This is a genomic window from Lysinibacillus sp. GbtcB16 (assembly GCF_019091145.1).
GTDB lineage: Bacteria > Bacillota > Bacilli > Bacillales_A > Planococcaceae > Lysinibacillus > Lysinibacillus fusiformis.
Map to the genome: position 1 here is coordinate 138,565 of NZ_JAGXJV010000005.1, position 17,424 is coordinate 155,988.

At 38.5% G+C, this 17,424-nt stretch carries 19 protein-coding genes; 16 read left to right on the forward strand and 3 right to left on the reverse strand.

Features of this window, described 5'->3' with window-relative positions; genetic code table 11:
- The first annotated feature begins 1 nt into the window (after position 1).
- The 14 genes from atpD (at position 2) to KVT27_RS17840 (ending at position 10,793) form a co-directional block, all read left to right on the forward strand.
- Positions 2 to 1,417 (forward strand): F0F1 ATP synthase subunit beta, encoded by a 1,416-nt coding sequence (gene atpD, locus KVT27_RS17775; protein ID WP_025114766.1) that lies wholly within the window; start codon positions 2 to 4, stop codon positions 1,415 to 1,417.
- A gap of 24 nt (positions 1,418 to 1,441) precedes the next feature.
- Positions 1,442 to 1,849 (forward strand): F0F1 ATP synthase subunit epsilon, encoded by a 408-nt coding sequence (locus tag KVT27_RS17780; protein ID WP_025114765.1) that lies wholly within the window; start codon positions 1,442 to 1,444, stop codon positions 1,847 to 1,849.
- Positions 1,850 to 1,926: 77 nt separating this feature from the next.
- Positions 1,927 to 2,166: a DUF1146 family protein gene (locus KVT27_RS17785; RefSeq protein ID WP_008180537.1), complete on the forward strand. Its 240-nt coding sequence runs from the start codon at positions 1,927 to 1,929 to the stop codon at positions 2,164 to 2,166.
- A 366-nt stretch (positions 2,167 to 2,532) separates the two neighbouring features.
- On the forward strand, positions 2,533 to 3,846 hold the full coding sequence (gene murA, locus KVT27_RS17790) for a UDP-N-acetylglucosamine 1-carboxyvinyltransferase (RefSeq protein WP_036123063.1): 1,314 nt from the start codon (positions 2,533 to 2,535) through the stop codon (positions 3,844 to 3,846).
- 82 nt (positions 3,847 to 3,928) lie between these two features.
- On the forward strand, positions 3,929 to 4,867 hold the full coding sequence (gene spoIID / locus KVT27_RS17795) for a stage II sporulation protein D (protein ID WP_036222605.1): 939 nt from the start codon (positions 3,929 to 3,931) through the stop codon (positions 4,865 to 4,867).
- Between the two features lie 37 nt (positions 4,868 to 4,904).
- Positions 4,905 to 5,582 (forward strand): M23 family metallopeptidase, encoded by a 678-nt coding sequence (locus KVT27_RS17800; RefSeq protein ID WP_036123068.1) that lies wholly within the window; start codon positions 4,905 to 4,907, stop codon positions 5,580 to 5,582.
- Between the two features lie 156 nt (positions 5,583 to 5,738).
- Positions 5,739 to 5,999 carry a sporulation transcriptional regulator SpoIIID gene (locus KVT27_RS17805; protein WP_025114760.1) on the forward strand — a complete coding sequence of 87 codons (261 nt, stop codon included), beginning with the start codon at positions 5,739 to 5,741 and terminating at the stop codon, positions 5,997 to 5,999.
- Positions 6,000 to 6,209: 210 nt separating this feature from the next.
- Entirely contained in the window at positions 6,210 to 7,205 is a 996-nt protein-coding gene (gene mreB, locus KVT27_RS17810) for a rod shape-determining protein (protein WP_008180529.1), read from the forward strand.
- A 21-nt stretch (positions 7,206 to 7,226) separates the two neighbouring features.
- The gene (locus KVT27_RS17815; protein ID WP_217581696.1) at positions 7,227 to 8,060 is read left to right on the forward strand and encodes a flagellar hook-basal body protein; all 834 of its coding nucleotides are present in this window, start codon (positions 7,227 to 7,229) and stop codon (positions 8,058 to 8,060) included.
- Between the two features lie 31 nt (positions 8,061 to 8,091).
- Positions 8,092 to 8,931 (forward strand): flagellar hook-basal body protein, encoded by an 840-nt coding sequence (locus tag KVT27_RS17820; protein ID WP_036123074.1) that lies wholly within the window; start codon positions 8,092 to 8,094, stop codon positions 8,929 to 8,931.
- 42 nt (positions 8,932 to 8,973) lie between these two features.
- Positions 8,974 to 9,258 (forward strand): DNA-directed RNA polymerase subunit beta, encoded by a 285-nt coding sequence (locus KVT27_RS17825; RefSeq protein WP_025114757.1) that lies wholly within the window; start codon positions 8,974 to 8,976, stop codon positions 9,256 to 9,258.
- Between the two features lie 55 nt (positions 9,259 to 9,313).
- Positions 9,314 to 9,757: a 3-hydroxyacyl-ACP dehydratase FabZ gene (fabZ, locus tag KVT27_RS17830; protein WP_036123078.1), complete on the forward strand. Its 444-nt coding sequence runs from the start codon at positions 9,314 to 9,316 to the stop codon at positions 9,755 to 9,757.
- Positions 9,758 to 9,908: 151 nt separating this feature from the next.
- Positions 9,909 to 10,292, forward strand: a complete 384-nt coding sequence (locus tag KVT27_RS17835; protein WP_008181355.1) for a hypothetical protein — start codon at positions 9,909 to 9,911, stop codon at positions 10,290 to 10,292.
- Positions 10,293 to 10,400: 108 nt separating this feature from the next.
- Positions 10,401 to 10,793, forward strand: coding sequence for a hypothetical protein (locus KVT27_RS17840; protein ID WP_036145270.1), 393 nt, complete (start codon positions 10,401 to 10,403; stop codon positions 10,791 to 10,793).
- A 193-nt stretch (positions 10,794 to 10,986) separates the two neighbouring features.
- On the opposite strand, the gene KVT27_RS17845 is transcribed toward KVT27_RS17840, so the two are convergent.
- On the reverse strand, positions 10,987 to 11,412 hold the full coding sequence (locus KVT27_RS17845) for a YwpF family protein (RefSeq protein ID WP_025114753.1): 426 nt from the start codon (positions 11,410 to 11,412) through the stop codon (positions 10,987 to 10,989).
- Positions 11,413 to 11,709: 297 nt separating this feature from the next.
- Here KVT27_RS17845 and KVT27_RS17850 point away from each other — a divergent pair, with 297 nt between their 5' ends.
- Positions 11,710 to 12,108 (forward strand): single-stranded DNA-binding protein, encoded by a 399-nt coding sequence (locus KVT27_RS17850; RefSeq protein ID WP_036145272.1) that lies wholly within the window; start codon positions 11,710 to 11,712, stop codon positions 12,106 to 12,108.
- 246 nt (positions 12,109 to 12,354) lie between these two features.
- On the opposite strand, the gene KVT27_RS17855 is transcribed toward KVT27_RS17850, so the two are convergent.
- Both KVT27_RS17855 and KVT27_RS17860 read right to left on the reverse strand, forming a co-directional pair.
- Positions 12,355 to 15,129: a DEAD/DEAH box helicase gene (locus KVT27_RS17855; RefSeq protein WP_217581697.1), complete on the reverse strand. Its 2,775-nt coding sequence runs from the start codon at positions 15,127 to 15,129 to the stop codon at positions 12,355 to 12,357.
- Positions 15,126 to 16,700, reverse strand: coding sequence for a hypothetical protein (locus tag KVT27_RS17860; protein ID WP_217581698.1), 1,575 nt, complete (start codon positions 16,698 to 16,700; stop codon positions 15,126 to 15,128). The genes KVT27_RS17855 and KVT27_RS17860 overlap by 4 nt, the downstream gene beginning before the upstream one ends.
- Before the next feature lie 206 nt (positions 16,701 to 16,906).
- Here KVT27_RS17860 and KVT27_RS17865 point away from each other — a divergent pair, with 206 nt between their 5' ends.
- Entirely contained in the window at positions 16,907 to 17,380 is a 474-nt protein-coding gene (locus KVT27_RS17865) for a hypothetical protein (RefSeq protein WP_031418525.1), read from the forward strand.
- Positions 17,381 to 17,424: the final 44 nt, after the last annotated feature.

The window sequence follows — 17,424 nt, forward strand, 5'->3', positions numbered from 1 at the left end:
AATGAATAAAGGACATGTTATTCAAGTAATGGGTCCAGTTGTTGACGTAAAATTTGACAATGGCCAATTACCAGCAATCTATAACTCACTAACAGTTAAGATTGAACGTCCTAATGAAGAACCAACAATTCTTGCATTAGAAGTTGCGCTTCATTTAGGTGATGATTCTGTTCGTACAATTGCAATGTCATCTACTGATGGCTTACAACGTGGAGCAGAAGTAACAGACTCAGGAAAAGCTATCTCAGTACCAGTTGGTGAAGTTACTTTAGGTCGTGTATTCAACGTACTAGGTGAAGTAATCGACTTAGGTGAAGAGATTCCAGCTGACGCTCGTCGTGATTCAATTCACCGCGAAGCACCAACATTCGAAGAACTTTCAACTACAGTTGAAATTCTTGAAACAGGTATCAAAGTAGTAGACTTATTAGCACCATACATCAAAGGTGGTAAAATCGGTCTCTTCGGTGGTGCCGGCGTAGGTAAAACAGTATTAATCCAAGAATTAATCAATAACATCGCACAAGAGCACTCTGGTATCTCTGTATTCGCTGGTGTAGGTGAGCGTACTCGTGAAGGGAACGACTTATTCTTCGAGATGAGCGATTCAGGCGTTATCAAGCAAACAGCGATGGTATTCGGTCAAATGAACGAGCCACCAGGTGCACGTATGCGTGTAGCTTTAACGGGTCTTACAATGGCAGAATACTTCCGTGATGAGCAAGGTGCTGACGTACTTTTATTCATCGACAATATCTTCCGTTTCACGCAAGCAGGTTCTGAGGTTTCTGCCCTATTAGGTCGTATGCCTTCAGCGGTAGGTTACCAACCAACACTTGCTACAGAAATGGGTAAACTACAAGAGCGTATTACATCTACGAACAAAGGATCTGTAACTTCTATCCAAGCGATCTATGTACCAGCCGATGACTATACTGACCCGGCTCCAGCTACAACTTTCGCCCACTTAGATGCAACTACTAACCTTGAGCGTAAATTATCAGAAATGGGTATCTACCCTGCGGTTGACCCATTAGCTTCGACTTCACGTGCATTATCACCTGAAATCGTAGGCGCTGAGCACTATGCAATTGCTACTGGTGTACAACGTACAATCCAACGTTACCGTGAATTACAAGATATCATTGCAATTTTAGGTATGGATGAGTTATCTGATGAAGATAAACAAACAGTAGAACGTGCTCGTCGTATTCAATTCTTCTTATCACAAAACTTCCACGTAGCGGAACAATTCACTGGTCAAAAAGGTTCTTATGTACCTGTAAAAGAAACTGTTCGTTCATTCAAGGAAATCCTTGATGGCAAATGGGATCACCTACCAGAAGATGCTTTCCGTCTAGTTGGTTCAATTGATGAAGTAGTTGAAAAAGCGAAAAGCATGGGCGTAGAGGTTTAATACTAGGGACGAGGAGGAAAAAATATGAAGACAGTTCTAGTCAATATTGTCACTCCCGACGGCCCGGTATACGATTCTGAAGTATCAATGGTAATCGCTAAAACAACTTCAGGAGAAATCGGTGTTCTTGCAGGCCATATTCCAATGGTTGCTCCACTTGCAATTGGTGCAGTGAAGCTGAAAAAAGCAGACGGTTCTACTGACATTGTTGCTGTTAGCGGTGGTTTCATTGAAGTTCGTCCAGAAAAGATCTCTATTTTAGCGCCTTCTGCTGAAGTTGCTGTAAATATTGATGTTCAACGTGCAAAAGAAGCCGTTAAACGTGCTGAAGGACGACTTCAAGGTAAACAAGACAACATTGATTTCAAACGTGCTGACCTAGCATTAAAACGTGCGTTGAATCGTATCAACGTTCATGAGGGTAATATCTAATTCATTTTTAACGGGCAGATATAGCATCTGCCCGTTTTTTAAAGTACTTAAATTAAAGGACAGTTGGAGGGGGAAAAATGGAGCTTTATGAAGCAATAGGACAAGAAGCTTTATTGGGTATATTATCTCATTTGTTTTTTATAGCTATTACATTTTACGCATTACAGGCTTTTATGACAGAAAAATTATTCAAGAAGAATAGAGTATTTCAGATTCAACTTATTTATATTTTATTGAGTATTACAATTGGTTCTGCTGTATCCAATTTCTTTCTACAAATATCTAACTGGTCTGGAAAACTTCCATACTTATTTTAAAGCCTCGACAATATCAATTCGAATCTTACACCTCAACACTACATACTTCAAAGGACTTTATAATAACATTTATGTGGCCCTTTGAACTATGTATAAAAAAACTTCTAAAAGTTGTTTTTTGTTCATACATCTTTGGGTATGTATTAGAAGCGAACTGGTTATTGGTCATTCACAAAAAAAATTTGATAGCGTACAATAAATAAATAGCAAAATATCTAATAATGCCTTAAAATAGTGATTTGGACGCTTGAATGGGCGTTAAAAAAGTTGTACTATAGAGTTGTTTGTTTACTGATTATGACATTATACTTCTTTATTAAAATAAAAATTCGGTAGGTTAATAGATTGAATTCGGAGGGACATAGGGTGGATAAAATAATAGTGACTGGCGGCCAAAAACTACAGGGAAAAGTACGTGTAGAGGGCGCAAAAAATGCAGTGTTACCAATCCTGGCAGCAGCTTTACTTGCTTCAAAGGGAGAAAATGTAATTAAAGAAGTCCCTAACTTAGCAGACGTCTTTACAATAAACGAAGTACTTAAAAGTTTAAACGCAGCAGTTACATATATACCTGAAGATAATGCCGTATATATAGATGCAACAAAAGAACTTTCTAGTGAAGCACAATTTGAGTTTGTTAGTAAAATGCGTGCATCTATTTTAGTAATGGGATCATTGCTTGCGCGTAATGGTTATGCTCGTGTTGCATTACCAGGAGGATGTGCAATCGGTTCTCGCCCAATTGAATTACACTTAAAAGGTTTCGAAGCAATGGGGGCGAAGATTTCATTTGGTCATGGCTATGTAGAGGCAAAGACAGAGGGTCGTTTAAAAGGAGCAAATGTATATTTAGACTTCCCAAGTGTTGGGGCAACTGAAAATATTATGACAGCAGCATCTCTAGCAGAAGGGACAACTGTGATTGAAAATGCTGCAAAGGAGCCTGAAATCGTTGACCTTGCTAACTTCATTAATAGTATGGGTGGTCGTGTAATTGGTGCTGGTACAAATACGATTCGTATCGAAGGAGTCGATACATTATATGGAGTAGAGCATCATATTATTCCCGACCGCATTGAGGCTGGTACATTTATGGTAGCAGCAGCTATTACTAAGGGTGATGTGGTCATCGAAAACGCAGTTCCTGAGCATATGACAGCTTTGATTGCGAAGATGCGCGAAATGGGCGTAGAAATTATAGAATTGGATGAAGGTATTCGTGTACGTGTTCCTCAGACATTAAAAGCTGTAGATATTAAAACAATGCCACATCCAGGCTTCCCGACAGATATGCAATCACAAATGATGGCCTTAATGTTGACTGCAGAAGGTACGAGTATCATTACAGAGACCGTATTTGAAAATCGTTTTATGCATGTTGAGGAGTTCCGTCGCATGAATGCGGGTGCTAAAATAGAAGGACGCTCTGTGTTTATTGAGGGGCCAGTACAGCTTCAGGGTGCTGAAGTAATGGCAACGGATTTACGAGCTGCGGCTGCACTGATTTTAGCAGGTTTAGTATCAGAAGGAATTACACGTGTTACAAAGCTTCACCATTTAGATCGTGGATATGTTGATTTCCATGGTAAATTGGCTTCTCTTGGGGCAAATATTGAACGTATTACGGATGAAGAAGTTGTGACAGCTGAAGACATTTCTGTTGAATTACCTACAAACTAATATGATGTTAAAACCCTTTGCTTACAGTAGCAGAGGGTTTTTTATTTCTCATAACTAAATAGTATCAAGCATATTATTCCTTATGAAAAAATGGATGATTAGTATAGGTGTCCTTTGTTTATTGGGAGCGTTATATGTGCTTCCTGTTTTAGGGGTAAGCGAAAGACGGGAGGAAGTGCAACCTCCAACAGCGGATGAAAAAGCTTGTGAACTATTTATAGAAGTGGAGGGACAAAAGGAAAAAATCCCTTTAGAGACGTATATAACCGGGGTAGTAGCGGCAGAAATGCCTGTTTCTTTTAAAAAGGAGGCATTGAAGGCACAGGCAATTGCAGCACGTACTTATGCATTAAAAACGACAAATTACGGTAAAAAAGCAATCGCACCGACTGTAGCAAAGCAAGTTTTCTATGATGAGAGTCAAAGAAAAGCGAATTGGGCTAGCAATTTCCTGGGAAATGAAAAGAAAATTGTCGAAGCCATCAATGAAACGAAAGGACAAGTTCTTCTTTATAATAATGATTTAATTACAGCTATGTTTCATTCAACAAGTAATGGACAAACTGAAAGTGCCTATGGTTATAGTGGAAATAATATTCCATATTTGCAAAGTGTTGCAAGTGTTTCAGATCAAACATCTCCGAAATTTGAGGCAGAGCAAGAGTGGTCGTTAGCACAATGGAATAAATTATGGCCAATACAATGGCAAGCTAGTGATTTTAATCGTATACAGCTATTTTACAATGACTCAGGGCGTGTGGAGCGTCTACAGTTAGGGAATAATGTTTGGACAGGGAGAGAGGTTCGAACGTTTCTTGGAATACCATCCACTGACTTTTCAATTGTTTATAATGGTAATACTAGAAAGGTTCATGTAAAAACTAAAGGATATGGTCATGGAGTAGGAATGAGTCAATATGGAGCAGAGGCTATGGCAAATGAAGGGAAAACTGCTGCTGAAATTTTACACTATTATTATCAAGATATTGAAATAAAAAAAATAGATGCATGTTTAAAATAACTTCTAGTTGTTCACACTGCAACTAGAGGTGATGAAAATGAGAGAGGATAAAAATAATAAAGCTTCTCAAAACCAGAATCCAAATCAAAAGGAAAATGGTCAGTTACAAAAGAAACCATGGTTTTGGCCAGTAGTTTACACAGGTGGTGCACTAGTTCTAGCAGGATTGTTATTTGGTTACAATAGTCTCGTATCTAAAGTAGAAGAGGCACCGTTACCAGATTTAGCAGAAGTTGATTCAGGTCCTGTTGTAGAAACAAATGCACGTACTGAAAACATGATGTATCCATTCAAAGAAGAGAGCCTTAGTAAAGTACAAATCTTACAAGAGTTTTATGAGCTAGAAGCGAATGAAGAGTCTCGTGAAAATGCACTAATGGTATTTAATCAAACATTTACAACGTCTTCTGGTATCTCTATTGCTATGAATGGTGAAGAATTTGAAGTACTAGCTGCAATGACTGGTAAAGTACTAGAAGTAAAACTAGACGCATTTACAGGCAATAAAATTGTCATCGAGCATCCAAATGGCATGCAAACACATTATAGCTCTGTAAAGGATATCGCTGTAAAAGAAGGCGATGAGGTTACTCAAGGTCAAGCTTTAGGAAAAGCGACTGATAACGAGTGGAATCAAGCGGCTGGCGTCCACATGCATTTCGAAGTAGTTGAAGACGGAAAATATATTAATCCGAAAAAATTACTAGCTTTTTAATTCTAAAAGCTAGTAACGCATAAAAAATCAGCATTTTATTAGGAAAATGCAAAACGTGTTCTGAATAGCTTTGTCCTCACATAAGGTGAAGAAATGCGCAAATGTGCATCTGATTGCCAAAGCATTTTGTGAAATTGTGTGGAAAGGACGAAGAACGTGCATGAGCACATTCGGAAGCGCTGCATACGCCTCGGTGAATTACTGATTGAGACGCGTGAGACTGTGCGAGTCCTCGCGAAAATGACTGGTTATTCAAAAAGTACGGTGCACAAAGATTTAACAGAGCGATTACCAACAATTCATGAAGGATTAGCTGACCAAGTGAAAGAAATACTCGCCTACCATAAGGCCGTACGTCATATTCGCGGAGGAGAAGCAACGAAAAACAAGTGGAAAGAAAGAGCGAGTCAAGATTGATTCGTTCTTTTTTGTTGTGTGAACAGGCATAAAATAAGTTTGTATAAGGTAAAGTAATACTATATTATTGCCGTCCAGAACGTGAAAAGAAAACAGTCTTTATCATTAAATTCAGGGTGAAATTACCAATAGAATATGATAAAATATTCTAGATAAAGAGATAAAATGAACGTTATGTAGTTGGAACTGGCGGGAAGGAGAAATTATAAAATGTTTTCGAAAGATATCGGCATTGACTTAGGTACTGCGAACGTATTAATCCACGTTAAAGGTAAGGGGATTGTCCTAAATGAACCATCTGTAGTGGCTATTGATAAAAAGACAAATAAAGTATTAGCGGTAGGGGAAGAAGCTCGCCAAATGGTAGGGAGAACGCCAGGTAATATTACAGCAATTCGCCCACTTAGAGATGGAGTCATTGCAGATTTTGATGTGACTGAAGCGATGTTAAGACATTTCATCAATAAATTAAATGTCAAAGGATTTTTAGCAAAGCCACGTATTCTAATTTGTTGTCCAACGAATATTACAAGTGTTGAGCAAAAGGCAATTCGTGAAGCGGCAGAGAAATCAGGCGGTAAAAAAGTATATTTAGAGGAAGAGCCAAAAGTAGCAGCGATTGGTGCAGGCATGGATATCTTCCAACCAAGCGGAAATATGGTAGTTGATATCGGCGGTGGAACAACAGATATTGCCGTTCTTTCAATGGGTGATATTGTCACAAGTGAATCCATTAAAGTGGCAGGAGATGTGTTTGATAACGATATTTTACAATATATTAAAAAAGAATATAAATTGCTAATTGGTGAACGCACAGCAGAAGCCATCAAAATGACAATCGGAACAGTTTTCAAAGGTAGTCGTAATGATACAATGGATATCCGAGGCCGTGACATGGTGACAGGTTTACCACGTACAATTTCTATTCATTCTGAAGAAATCGAACGTGCATTACACGAATCTGTAGCAATGATCGTTCAATCTGCAAAAAATGTTTTAGAAAAAACACCACCGGAGCTATCGGCTGATATCATCGATCGCGGCGTTATTATTACTGGTGGCGGAGCACTTTTACATGGTATGGACCAACTATTAATTGAAGAATTAAAGGTACCTGTCTTCATTGCTGAAAGACCAATGGATTGTGTAGCTATTGGTACAGGCATTATGCTCGAAAATATAGATCGTGTACCAGCGTCCTTATAAAATTAAAATGAGGTGATCTCTTTGTTTAAAGGTTTTTATACAGTTGCAACCGGTATGATCACGCAACAAAGAAGAACAGAATTACTATCCAACAATTTAGCTAATGCGAATACACCGGGATTTAAGGCAGACCAATCAACGATTCGTTCATTTCCAGATATGCTGATGTCTAGCATCGGAAAAACAAATGCGCCTGCCAATCAACAAGCTGGTGCCGAATATATGAATCAAGTAGGCGCATTAAATACGGGGACATATTTACAAGAAACATTACCAAATTACATACAGGGCCAAATCTATAGCACGGATTTTACAACAGATATGGCATTGATTGATGGAAACTTACCACAAAATGAAGAGGGTGTATCTGGCTCAATATTCTTCAGACTCGCACATCCAGATGGTGGAGAAGCCTATACACGTAATGGTAATTTTACTTTGGATGGCCAAGGCTATTTAGTAAATGGGCAAGGCCTTTATGTGTTAAATGATGCTGGACAACGAATCCAGTTACCTAATGATGATTTTCACCTCGATGAAAGTGGCGCCATTTACGTTAATAATCAGCAAGTAGCGCGAGTAGGCGTATCATATGCTGCCAATCCGAATATGCTACAGAAACAAGATAACGGTCTTATTCGAACAGAAAATGGCGTAAACCTGCCATCAGCCTATGGAGCGAATGGTGTTTCCTTTACACTACGACAAAACTTCTTAGAGGGATCAAACGTAGATTCTGGTCGTGCCATGACAGATTTAATGACAGCGTACCGAGCATTTGAAGCCAATCAAAAAGTATTACAAGCTTATGATCGCAGCATGGAAAAAGCTGTTAATGAAATCGGTAAAATTTAATGGACGAAACAGAACAGGAGGCTTTTTATAAATGCTACGTACAATGATTACAGCAACTAATACAATGGGCCAATTACAAAATAAACTTGATACTATTAGTAATAACATCGCCAATAGCAATACAACAGGCTTTAAAGCGAAGGAAGCATCTTTCAATGAGTTACTCTATCAACAGTTTAATAACGACAAATTGGATCGTGCTGAGCGACAAACACCTGTTGGTATTCGCTATGGATCAGGCGCAATGCTTGGCCAAATTAAATCCAATCAAAAGCAAGGTTCTTTGCAAACGACTAATCGAGATTTAGACTTAGCCTTTACAACAGCAAAACAATATTTCAATATTTTAATGCCAAATGGTGAAAATGGAACCGAAACAGTGTATACTCGACAAGGTGACTTTTATTTATCGCCGCTAAATAATGGAACAGTTATGCTAGTAACGGCTGAGGGATACCCAGTGGCAAATGCTGCTGGACAAGCTATTACATTACCAGATAATGTGCAAGGATTTTCAGTACGAGATGGTGGTATACTAGAAGCATCTTATCCAAATGGCGATATCATTCGTACGGATTTAGCGGTTACTGAATTCCAAAAACCGCAACTAATGGAACATGTTTCAGGTTCTTATGTTGGATTACCAGACAACCTTGCTGAACTTGGCTTTACACAAGCTGAGGTTCTAACAGAGCTAGTAGGTGCTAATCGTCAGCAAATTGGCATGCAAGGTGGTACTTTAGAAATGTCCAACGTTAACCTTTCGAAGGAAATGACAGAACTAATTCAAACACAACGTTCCTATCAATTCAATGCAAGAACGGTTACATTAGCAGACCAAATGCTTGGTCTTATTAATGGTATTCGATAGGAAGTCATCCTAAAAAGCAAGGAATGAAGAGGAGTACAATTTATGACAAACGATTCACGTCGACGTTCTGTGCCGACACAAGAAACCGATACGCAACCAGAAAAGAAAGAACGCCGCTCAAATGGAGAGCAACGCGAGGTTCGATGGGTGCAAATCCGACTGATTCCGATTTGGTTACGCATTGTAATTGTTCTCATCTTAGTTGTTGCTGCCGCAACGTTAGGCGCAATGGTTGGCTTTAGTGTTATTGGAGAAGGAAATGCTATGGATATTTTCAAAAGAGAAACATGGCAACATATATTTGATATTATGCATGGTAAAGAATAATTTTATTCTTTACCTTACTTTGTGTATACATACTTTATTTTGAGGGGGATATGACATGTTAACAGCAGAGCAAATTCAAGCAATTTTACCACACCGCTATCCATTTTTATTTGTAGATCGCATTATTGAATTAGAAGAAGGAAAACGTGCAGTAGGCTTAAAGAATGTTTCTATGAATGAGGATTTCTTTAATGGGCACTTCCCAGGATATCCAGTAATGCCAGGTGTGCTAATTGTAGAGGCATTAGCACAAGTAGGTGGAGTAGCTCTTTTAAATGCAGAAGAATTTAAAGGACGTTTGGCATTTTTAACGGGTGTTGATAACTGTCGTTTCAAACGTCAAGTAGTACCTGGAGACCAACTTAAATTGGAAGTGGAGTTTGTAAAACTTCGTGGTTCGATGGGTAAAGGACATGGAATAGCAACTGTAGATGGAGAACTTGTATGTGAAGCCGATATTCTATTTGCAATTGGACCTGAGCAGCCAAAGCAAGCATAATTTGCATTTATAGACCACAAGATATAAAATAGATAAAGTCAAGTCAAAAAAATTGAGACTAGTAGGTTCTTATATTGCGATGGCGATTAAGCGATTGTGAATTGAAATAGATGTAATTTTTAGGTTTTACAAACGTAGGAGGATTATTAAGATGTATAAGGAATTGTCTTCAGGTATTAAAATTAGCATTACTCGTTCTATTTCAACATCTTTTGAAACATACTTAGCAAGTATTGGTTGGGATGAAGAGCGCTTTTCTATGGAAGACTTCATTGCAAGCTGGCAGACTTATTTCCAAGAGAATGCAGCATGGATTGAAAAAATTCCAGCCGAAATATTGATGAGTGCAGAGTTTCATGAAGAGATGGCACAAAAAATTGATGAGGTCATTGCCAAAATTTTAAATGAAGAACCAACAGCACAGCAAGTTGAAACAATCGAGGCATTGCAAAAAGAGCTAGGAACAGACTATAGCTATGACTGTAAAGCAGAAGCAGCATATATTGAACAGTTATTAAAAGAAAAACAAAAATAGTTTGAACAAAAATCGGATAGTTCCCTCCTTTCTCGGGCAATCTATGTTAGATCACAAATACACATGATGTATTTGATGACATAGTACCAAGAAAGGAGGTTTTTTGCTATGTGGAAAATGTCATTTTTAACCATTATTCTGGCTACTGTATTCCTTGGAGGATGTAACTGGGGAAATAATGCAGTTGAAGATCATCCTGTGAGAGACGCAGAGACTGACGTTCGTAATGGTGTGGATCGTGTCGAGGACGCATTGGATCCGAATAATCGAGACGATGCATACGATCGAAATGTAAATGGTGTTGAACGAGGTACTGTAAATGAAAATACAACATTACCTGAAGCAACAACGCCTGGGTCAAATGCTGATATTAACAGCACAAATGGCTATGACAACGTACCAAACGCGAATGGCGTAAACGGTGTTGAGCGTAATGACAACATGGTGGATGAAAAAGCCAACGACACTGAGAAGTATCGTGACGGTATGAACAACCGATAATATCAAAAGAGTGTTTCCTATATGGAAAACACTCTTTTTTTATGAGTCGAGAAGCGGAGTAACTATAGAAATATAATATTTTACGCTACTCATGATCTTGTTCACTAAAGACCTGTGCTTACAAGCCCACATCTAACAGAAAAATTTCCAAGATTGTACAAGCGTTAAAAAACGATGCAAAAATTTTGCATCGTCAGTCATTCTTTAATTTTGGCCGCTGTTTCATATCTTTTGTAAAGCGTTCCAGTAAATGTTCTAAAGAAACACCTTCAGCTAGTAGTTCAGAAAGCAATTGTTCAGCATATTTAGAGCGTTTTATCTTGAGTGTACCTTTTAAAAGTACGGATACATGGTCACCGATTTCTTGAACAGTATGTACGATTACCTGGAAAGGAGCGGGTTCATTATCGGGAAATGAAATAACGGCACGTACATTAAAAATAGTAGCATTCGCTAAGAGCTCATCAAAGGTTGAGCGATATTGTTTTTCCATAAACAATTCGAGTACCCAAGACTGATGGCTATTTTCCTGATTAATAATAATACCATCGACTAAAGGGAATGGTTGCACGCCATCTTTTGTGACAAGGTCAAAGGAAAGCATTTTAAATGTTTTCATTATGTATATTCCTCCTAAGTCTGTCATTCTTTTAGTATAACACATACGGCTACGGTTGTTGGTCATACGCACCTGCTCGTTAATCTCAATAAATGCGAAATTGCTGATTTCATGAAATAGCATTTGCCATTACTGCCTAAAGCATTCTGGTGAAAAAATAAGAAATAAAAGAAAAATAAAACAGGTAATTTACCTATTTTATGCTGAAGAATTGATGCAAATTATCACTTTCTGATTTTGCTAATACTGGAATCGTTTTGTAAGATGAGAGCAATCCAAAGCAAAGGAGGTGAATGAATGAATCAAGTCGGACTGGTCGGAAGGTTTACGAAAGATCCGGTATTACGCTACTTATCTGGAAATCGTGTACAGACTCATTTTTCACTTGCCATTAATCGCAATTTCAAAAATAGTCATGGGGAAGTAGACACAGATTTCATATTCTGTACAGTTTGGGGAAGGCTTGCAGAACATATTGTCAAGTATTGCGGGAAAGGCTCATTAATTGGTGCAAACGGCCGTATTCAAACAAGGTCATTTGTAAATGAAGAAAACACTAAAATTTTTATGACAGAAGTAGTGGTCGAAGATGTTCGATTTTATCAGCTTAAACAAAGGGACAGTGGCGAAGCTTCTATTGTGACGCCACCTCCTCCGAATGAACAGGAAGACTTAAAAGATTTTGTATTGCCATAGCATGCTACATACGGCGCAGGAAAAATTATTGTCTGATCCGCCATTCTCCTTAATCTTCTTGCACCGTTGTAACAGAAAGGAATGATGTGGACGAACTTTTACTGAAAAGTTGCTGTAGACCGCACAGCAATGAAATTTTTAACACAACTGAATATGTTTATGAAGTAAGTAGGGAAGAGAAGAGAAGAGAAGTAAACATGGTTCCACTGAAAAAGCGCCAAGAACTTTTGCCCTTGGCGCTTGTCATTAATATATATCTAATGAAATGAGGTCACGAAGTTCTTGATCCTCTAATTCAGTCAACCACTGGCTTGATTGAATAAGTTCTTCAGATAGTGCTGATTTTTGCGCTAGCATTTTATCTATCTTTTCTTCAATTGTGCCAAGTGTTACAAATTTATGGACTTGCACAAATTGTGTTTGACCGATGCGATAAGCACGATCGGTTGCTTGATTTTCGACAGCGGGATTCCACCAGCGATCTGCATGTAAGACATGATTAGCAGCTGTTAAATTAAGTCCTGTTCCACCTGCTTTTAAGGAGAGAATAAATATCGGGAAATCTCCTGCCTGAAACGCCTCTACTAAGCGGTCTCGTTGCTGCTTAGGCATAGCACCGGTTAAAAAAGGTGCATCTACATTGTATAATTCACTTAAACAATGCTGTAGCAATTGTCCCATTCCGATATACTGTGTAAAAATCAGACATTGCTCGCCATTGTCCACAATTTCAGCCGCCATTTGCACAATGCGCTCTAGCTTTGCCGAACGTGCAAGCATTGTTTCGGCATCCTCGAAAGGTTCCTTTAAATATAGGGCAGGATGATTACATAGTTGCTTTAATTTACTGAGCATTTTTAAGACGCGTCCCTTTTTTTGAAAGCCTGTTAACTCTTCTAGCTGATCAAGCGTCTCTAAAATATATCCTTCATAAAGAGAAGCTTGCTCGGCTGTTAATGGACAATACTCATTTGATTCTAGCTTATCTGGCAAGTTCAGCTGCAAATGCGGATCACGTTTTGTCCTACGTAATAAGAATGGTTGAATTTTCGTGCGTAGCTTTTGTTTATGGGATTCAGATTCATCTCGTTCAATGGGCAATATAAATTCTTCATTAAAGCGACCAAAGCTACCTAAATAGCCTTTATGAATAAAATCAAAGATAGCCCAAAGCTCAGATAAACGATTTTCTACAGGCGTGCCAGTCAGGGCAATGTGATGATCACCCAGTAATTTACGAATGGCTTTTGATTGTAAGGTCTGCATGTTTTTTATATTTTGAGCTTCATCTAATACAACAGTTGCCCAGTCAATATCCTGTAAAAATTCAGTATCCTGTGACACAGTGCCATAGGTTGATAAAATGACATGTGGCTGATCAATCGATATCATTTTTTTGAAATCATCATCTTTTGCACGGTTAGTTTGGTAATGAGTATGGACAATTAGTGAAGGAGCGAATCGAGCAAGCTCCTTCTGCCAGTTACCAAGCACTGAGGTTGGGCAAATAATAATGGATGGTTTTGTATAATCAGCTATTGCTTCATATATATGAAGTAAATAGGCTATCATCTGTACTGTTTTACCAAGACCCATATCATCGGCTAGACACGCACCGAAACCTTGCTGACGCATAAAGACTAGCCATTCAAAGCCATCAATTTGATAAGGACGTAATTCTGTTTGTAATGACTCTGGAATTGGCACAGCAGGTAAACCCTTTTTATCTAAGAGCTGTTCCATATAAGCCTTTAACGATTGTTGTATCTCCAATGCAAAGATAGGATCATCCCGAAGCGCATCTTCAGCATCCTCTTCTTCAAGAGGTGCAGATAAATCCTCAGGCAATTCTCTGAATAATAATTCTCGGACAGTCCAGCTCTCATTTTCTGCCTGCTGCATTAGAGCACGCATTTCTTGCATCCAGTTAGCGTCAACACGGAACCATTCTGTTCCTATTCGAATAAATTCACGCTTTTCCTCCACTAACTTTTTAAATTGCTCAGGCGAAATGGTCTGTCCATTCATTGAAAATTGCCACTTGAACGTTAAAATATCATCTAATCCAGCGACTTTTTTTGTGGATGCATTGCTAGTTGTGACACGGACACGGAATTTGGATTGTTTTAAATCCTTTAGCCATGCAGGAAGTACCACATCAAAGCCAAGTGCCTGTAATCTGGCAAGATCCTCACGTAAAAAAGATCGTACCTCCATGTCTTCAAGTGTCACACGAATAAAGGTTTCGCTACTGATCGCATCTTTAGATAGTAGATCGGCTATTTGTTGTTGTTGCTGCTCAATTTCAGTTGCAAACATTCGCCATTTTGTAGGTAGAGCATCTTCGATAAGTAATGACTGCTTACGAATGGCAGGTGTCCAGTAATTTTTGGTAGTAGGGGTACTAAGGACCGTTTCTAATAGCCAAACATCTGAATCTTCTTCTGGCTCACTTAATCGTAAAGAGACTGTAATCGCACCAACTTGGCGAGTTTGATCTAATGGCCAGCCACCTCGCAAGAAAAAGGGCAATAGCTTTGGTAAATCAGAAAGTATTAGGCCAACTTGTGAAAGTTTTTGCTGTACCGCCATTTCTAATAATGCAGAATCTATATTCTCTATAGGAAAGGATAGTGAAGAAAAATCCTTTGCAATGACAGCATGTGACCAAAGAGAGGGCTCCTGCCAATAAGCTTGTAACGCCAATACTTTACCGAGCCATTCTTTACTATCTTCATTTACACCAACCCAACTGATAAAGGGATGTTGATAGCTTAATGAAAAAATATCAAGAAGCTCAGCAGTGGACACCTCGATTGTTAAATCAGCCTGATTGGTTAGTAAGCCGTAGATATTTGCCTCATACGTAAAGAACAATGAAGATTTGAATGTTTCTACGTCGATTGTTGTACCATTTGCAGTAAAGCCCCGCAACGTAAAATATCCTTCCCGAGCTACATCAATACGAAGCTGTTGAGTTTTAGAAAAAGGGGAAGGAGCATTGGCATTTATTGTCATCATACTAAGTTTCCTTTCTCGATTTCTTCCTGTAACGCACGGAGTCGCTTATATTCTGAACGAATTGTTTGTATATACGTTTCAAAATAAGCCATTTTACCAGCCCGTTTTGCGGCACTACGCATACTTTGCCAAATGCGCACTGCCTGCTTATAATTCATGCGTGATTTTTGGGCAATTTCCGCCATGGCATATACGTGATATAAAGGTAAAACCGTAGCGGGTTCAACTTGTATCACATCCTTTAATCCACACATCTCTAAATAAGATAGTGAAGAAGGATTTAATTGATGAAGAGCTGCCCAATCTCGATAACGTCCTTTTTTAATTAAGAACGAAGAGAATGGTTGAAGGCCGTAGACTCCAAAGGCGCTGTATAGAATGGCTTCCTCTTCCTCGGTAAGCTGTATTTCATCAAATAAAAGCTGAAACTGACGGACATACTGAGCGCGTTGTACCACTGGTACGACTTCCTGTAAAAAGGCTTCTGTCATTGGCAGTATTGCTCGTAAAATAATAGCCATCGCATGTGATTCGCCAGCACGTTGAGCAAATGTAGCGAGTTCAAATAGATCTTGTATATGTTGCAATTTAATATGTGTCAAACTTTCAAGTAGTAAGTCCTCTTTTTGTAAGAGTACATAAAATAATAACTTTAATGATTCTAATGATATTTCTGCTGAAAGGTTTTCAAGATTATTTATATAATCTAATTCCTGCTCACGTCGAGGCTTTTCATAAAAAAGCACCGCCCAAAGTAGCATGTACAGGCGAAGTCGATTTGGAAATAGTCCATGTCGTTCTAATAAAAACGTCCGTACTTCCTCTTGAAGAGCATCATAAAACGGATCAGTCGCGAAAAGTCGAGACCGATTAGTCAGCTCTGTAAGTATGCTCTCAAACGATTGACTGCTTTGATCAATAAAGTATTTCATATAAGGTGAATCCAATGAATGACCAGGTGTTTCATTTAAATGTCGCCAAATCGTATTGAAAATAGCTAACTCCATATACAGTTTATAAAGAGGTTGCCATTCACGCTCAAAAGGCATATGTCGACGAAGACGCTCCAAGGCATCAGTCCTTATAGCAGAAAGGCCATAGCCTTCTAAAACGCGACCTGGTGGCAATAGTCGTTTCATTACTTCCTCAACCATCATTGACCAACTTTGTGGGCTACGTTCATCAGCTAATGATTTTAACTGGACAGATTTTTGAGCACGCCAAGCACTCGACCAATTTTGAACTGAATCAAAGTACTGGTAGAGAGCAAGTAAAGTACCTACCTGATGTCGACACCATTTTGGCTGAGGACAGCTACAGCGTAGCTCTTCCTTGGTGAAATCAATTTCAACAGAAGCGGGTCTGACATCCTGGACAGTTGCATATAATATAGAACTGGCTCCATTAAAACGGTCAAAAATAATGGACTTATTTCTAACCGAAAAGACAGCACGACGGACTAGTTCTTCATCTTCCGTAGAGGAAGGATGTAAATCATGTTCAGCTTCTTTTAATTTAGTTAACACGAATTCTTGATGCTCTTTAGCCAATTGCGATATTGACAATGCCATCACCTCACTCCTTTCTTCATATATGGCTATGTTGAATATGGATTAATTGTAGTAAAGGAAAAAAAGACTGTCCTTCCATTATACGATTAAAATGAGGCAATGATAAGCTGAATGATCAGAAAGAAAGAAATTGATTCAAAGATAGTTAACAAGACTTTTGATTTGTGTTAAAATCTGAATAATCAGATAATTGGGAGGGATGAAGGATGATGCAAGTTCAATACATGAAGCCGTTTTATACAAAAATTACTGGAGACAAATTACGTCTCGTATTTGCTTATCAATATTTCTCTATTTTAAAAGAGAATGAGATTTTCCATTTCATTCCCATAGAAGGTAAAGAGATGATTATCAACATGAAGACACAACAAATTGAAAATTTATCTGAGGTGTTTGTATTCCAAAAGGGCAATCGATTTATTCGATTACCACTTTATCAGCTACTTCTTATTACCAACGTCCATGATCATCTGGCACCTATACTTGAAAGCGCTACACCGAAGCAACTTCCTCTTGTTTCTACAGTGACTGTAGGTGAAATTGATCAGCTTATTGCAGAAATTGAGAACAGAAATCTGGATTACTTAATCGATCAAGCATTATTAGAGAACAATAAATCACTCTTTTTTAATCTATTGCAGCAAAAGAACCATCAACTTGGAGGTTTCAAAATTGAATAGATGGTATACCCATTAAGCACCTACTTTTCTTACTAGGAGAAGGG

Bases quoted from the DNA above. Each gene is read 5' to 3' on its own strand.
- KVT27_RS17850 (WP_036145272.1), top strand. From the start codon at position 11,710: ATGAATCAAGTCGGACTGGTCGGAAGGTTTACGAAAGATCCGGTATTA.
- KVT27_RS17860 (WP_217581698.1), bottom strand. From the start codon at position 16,700: ATGGCATTGTCAATATCGCAATTGGCTAAAGAGCATCAAGAATTCGTG.
- KVT27_RS17825 (WP_025114757.1), top strand. From the start codon at position 8,974: ATGACAAACGATTCACGTCGACGTTCTGTGCCGACACAAGAAACCGAT.
- KVT27_RS17800 (WP_036123068.1), top strand. From the start codon at position 4,905: ATGAGAGAGGATAAAAATAATAAAGCTTCTCAAAACCAGAATCCAAAT.
- KVT27_RS17865 (WP_031418525.1), top strand. From the start codon at position 16,907: ATGATGCAAGTTCAATACATGAAGCCGTTTTATACAAAAATTACTGGA.
- KVT27_RS17820 (WP_036123074.1), top strand. From the start codon at position 8,092: ATGCTACGTACAATGATTACAGCAACTAATACAATGGGCCAATTACAA.
- KVT27_RS17845 (WP_025114753.1), bottom strand. From the start codon at position 11,412: ATGAAAACATTTAAAATGCTTTCCTTTGACCTTGTCACAAAAGATGGC.
- KVT27_RS17855 (WP_217581697.1), bottom strand. From the start codon at position 15,129: ATGATGACAATAAATGCCAATGCTCCTTCCCCTTTTTCTAAAACTCAA.
- fabZ (WP_036123078.1), top strand. From the start codon at position 9,314: ATGTTAACAGCAGAGCAAATTCAAGCAATTTTACCACACCGCTATCCA.
- KVT27_RS17840 (WP_036145270.1), top strand. From the start codon at position 10,401: ATGTGGAAAATGTCATTTTTAACCATTATTCTGGCTACTGTATTCCTT.
- mreB (WP_008180529.1), top strand. From the start codon at position 6,210: ATGTTTTCGAAAGATATCGGCATTGACTTAGGTACTGCGAACGTATTA.
- KVT27_RS17785 (WP_008180537.1), top strand. From the start codon at position 1,927: ATGGAGCTTTATGAAGCAATAGGACAAGAAGCTTTATTGGGTATATTA.
- KVT27_RS17835 (WP_008181355.1), top strand. From the start codon at position 9,909: ATGTATAAGGAATTGTCTTCAGGTATTAAAATTAGCATTACTCGTTCT.
- spoIID (WP_036222605.1), top strand. From the start codon at position 3,929: ATGAAAAAATGGATGATTAGTATAGGTGTCCTTTGTTTATTGGGAGCG.
- KVT27_RS17780 (WP_025114765.1), top strand. From the start codon at position 1,442: ATGAAGACAGTTCTAGTCAATATTGTCACTCCCGACGGCCCGGTATAC.
- atpD (WP_025114766.1), top strand. From the start codon at position 2: ATGAATAAAGGACATGTTATTCAAGTAATGGGTCCAGTTGTTGACGTA.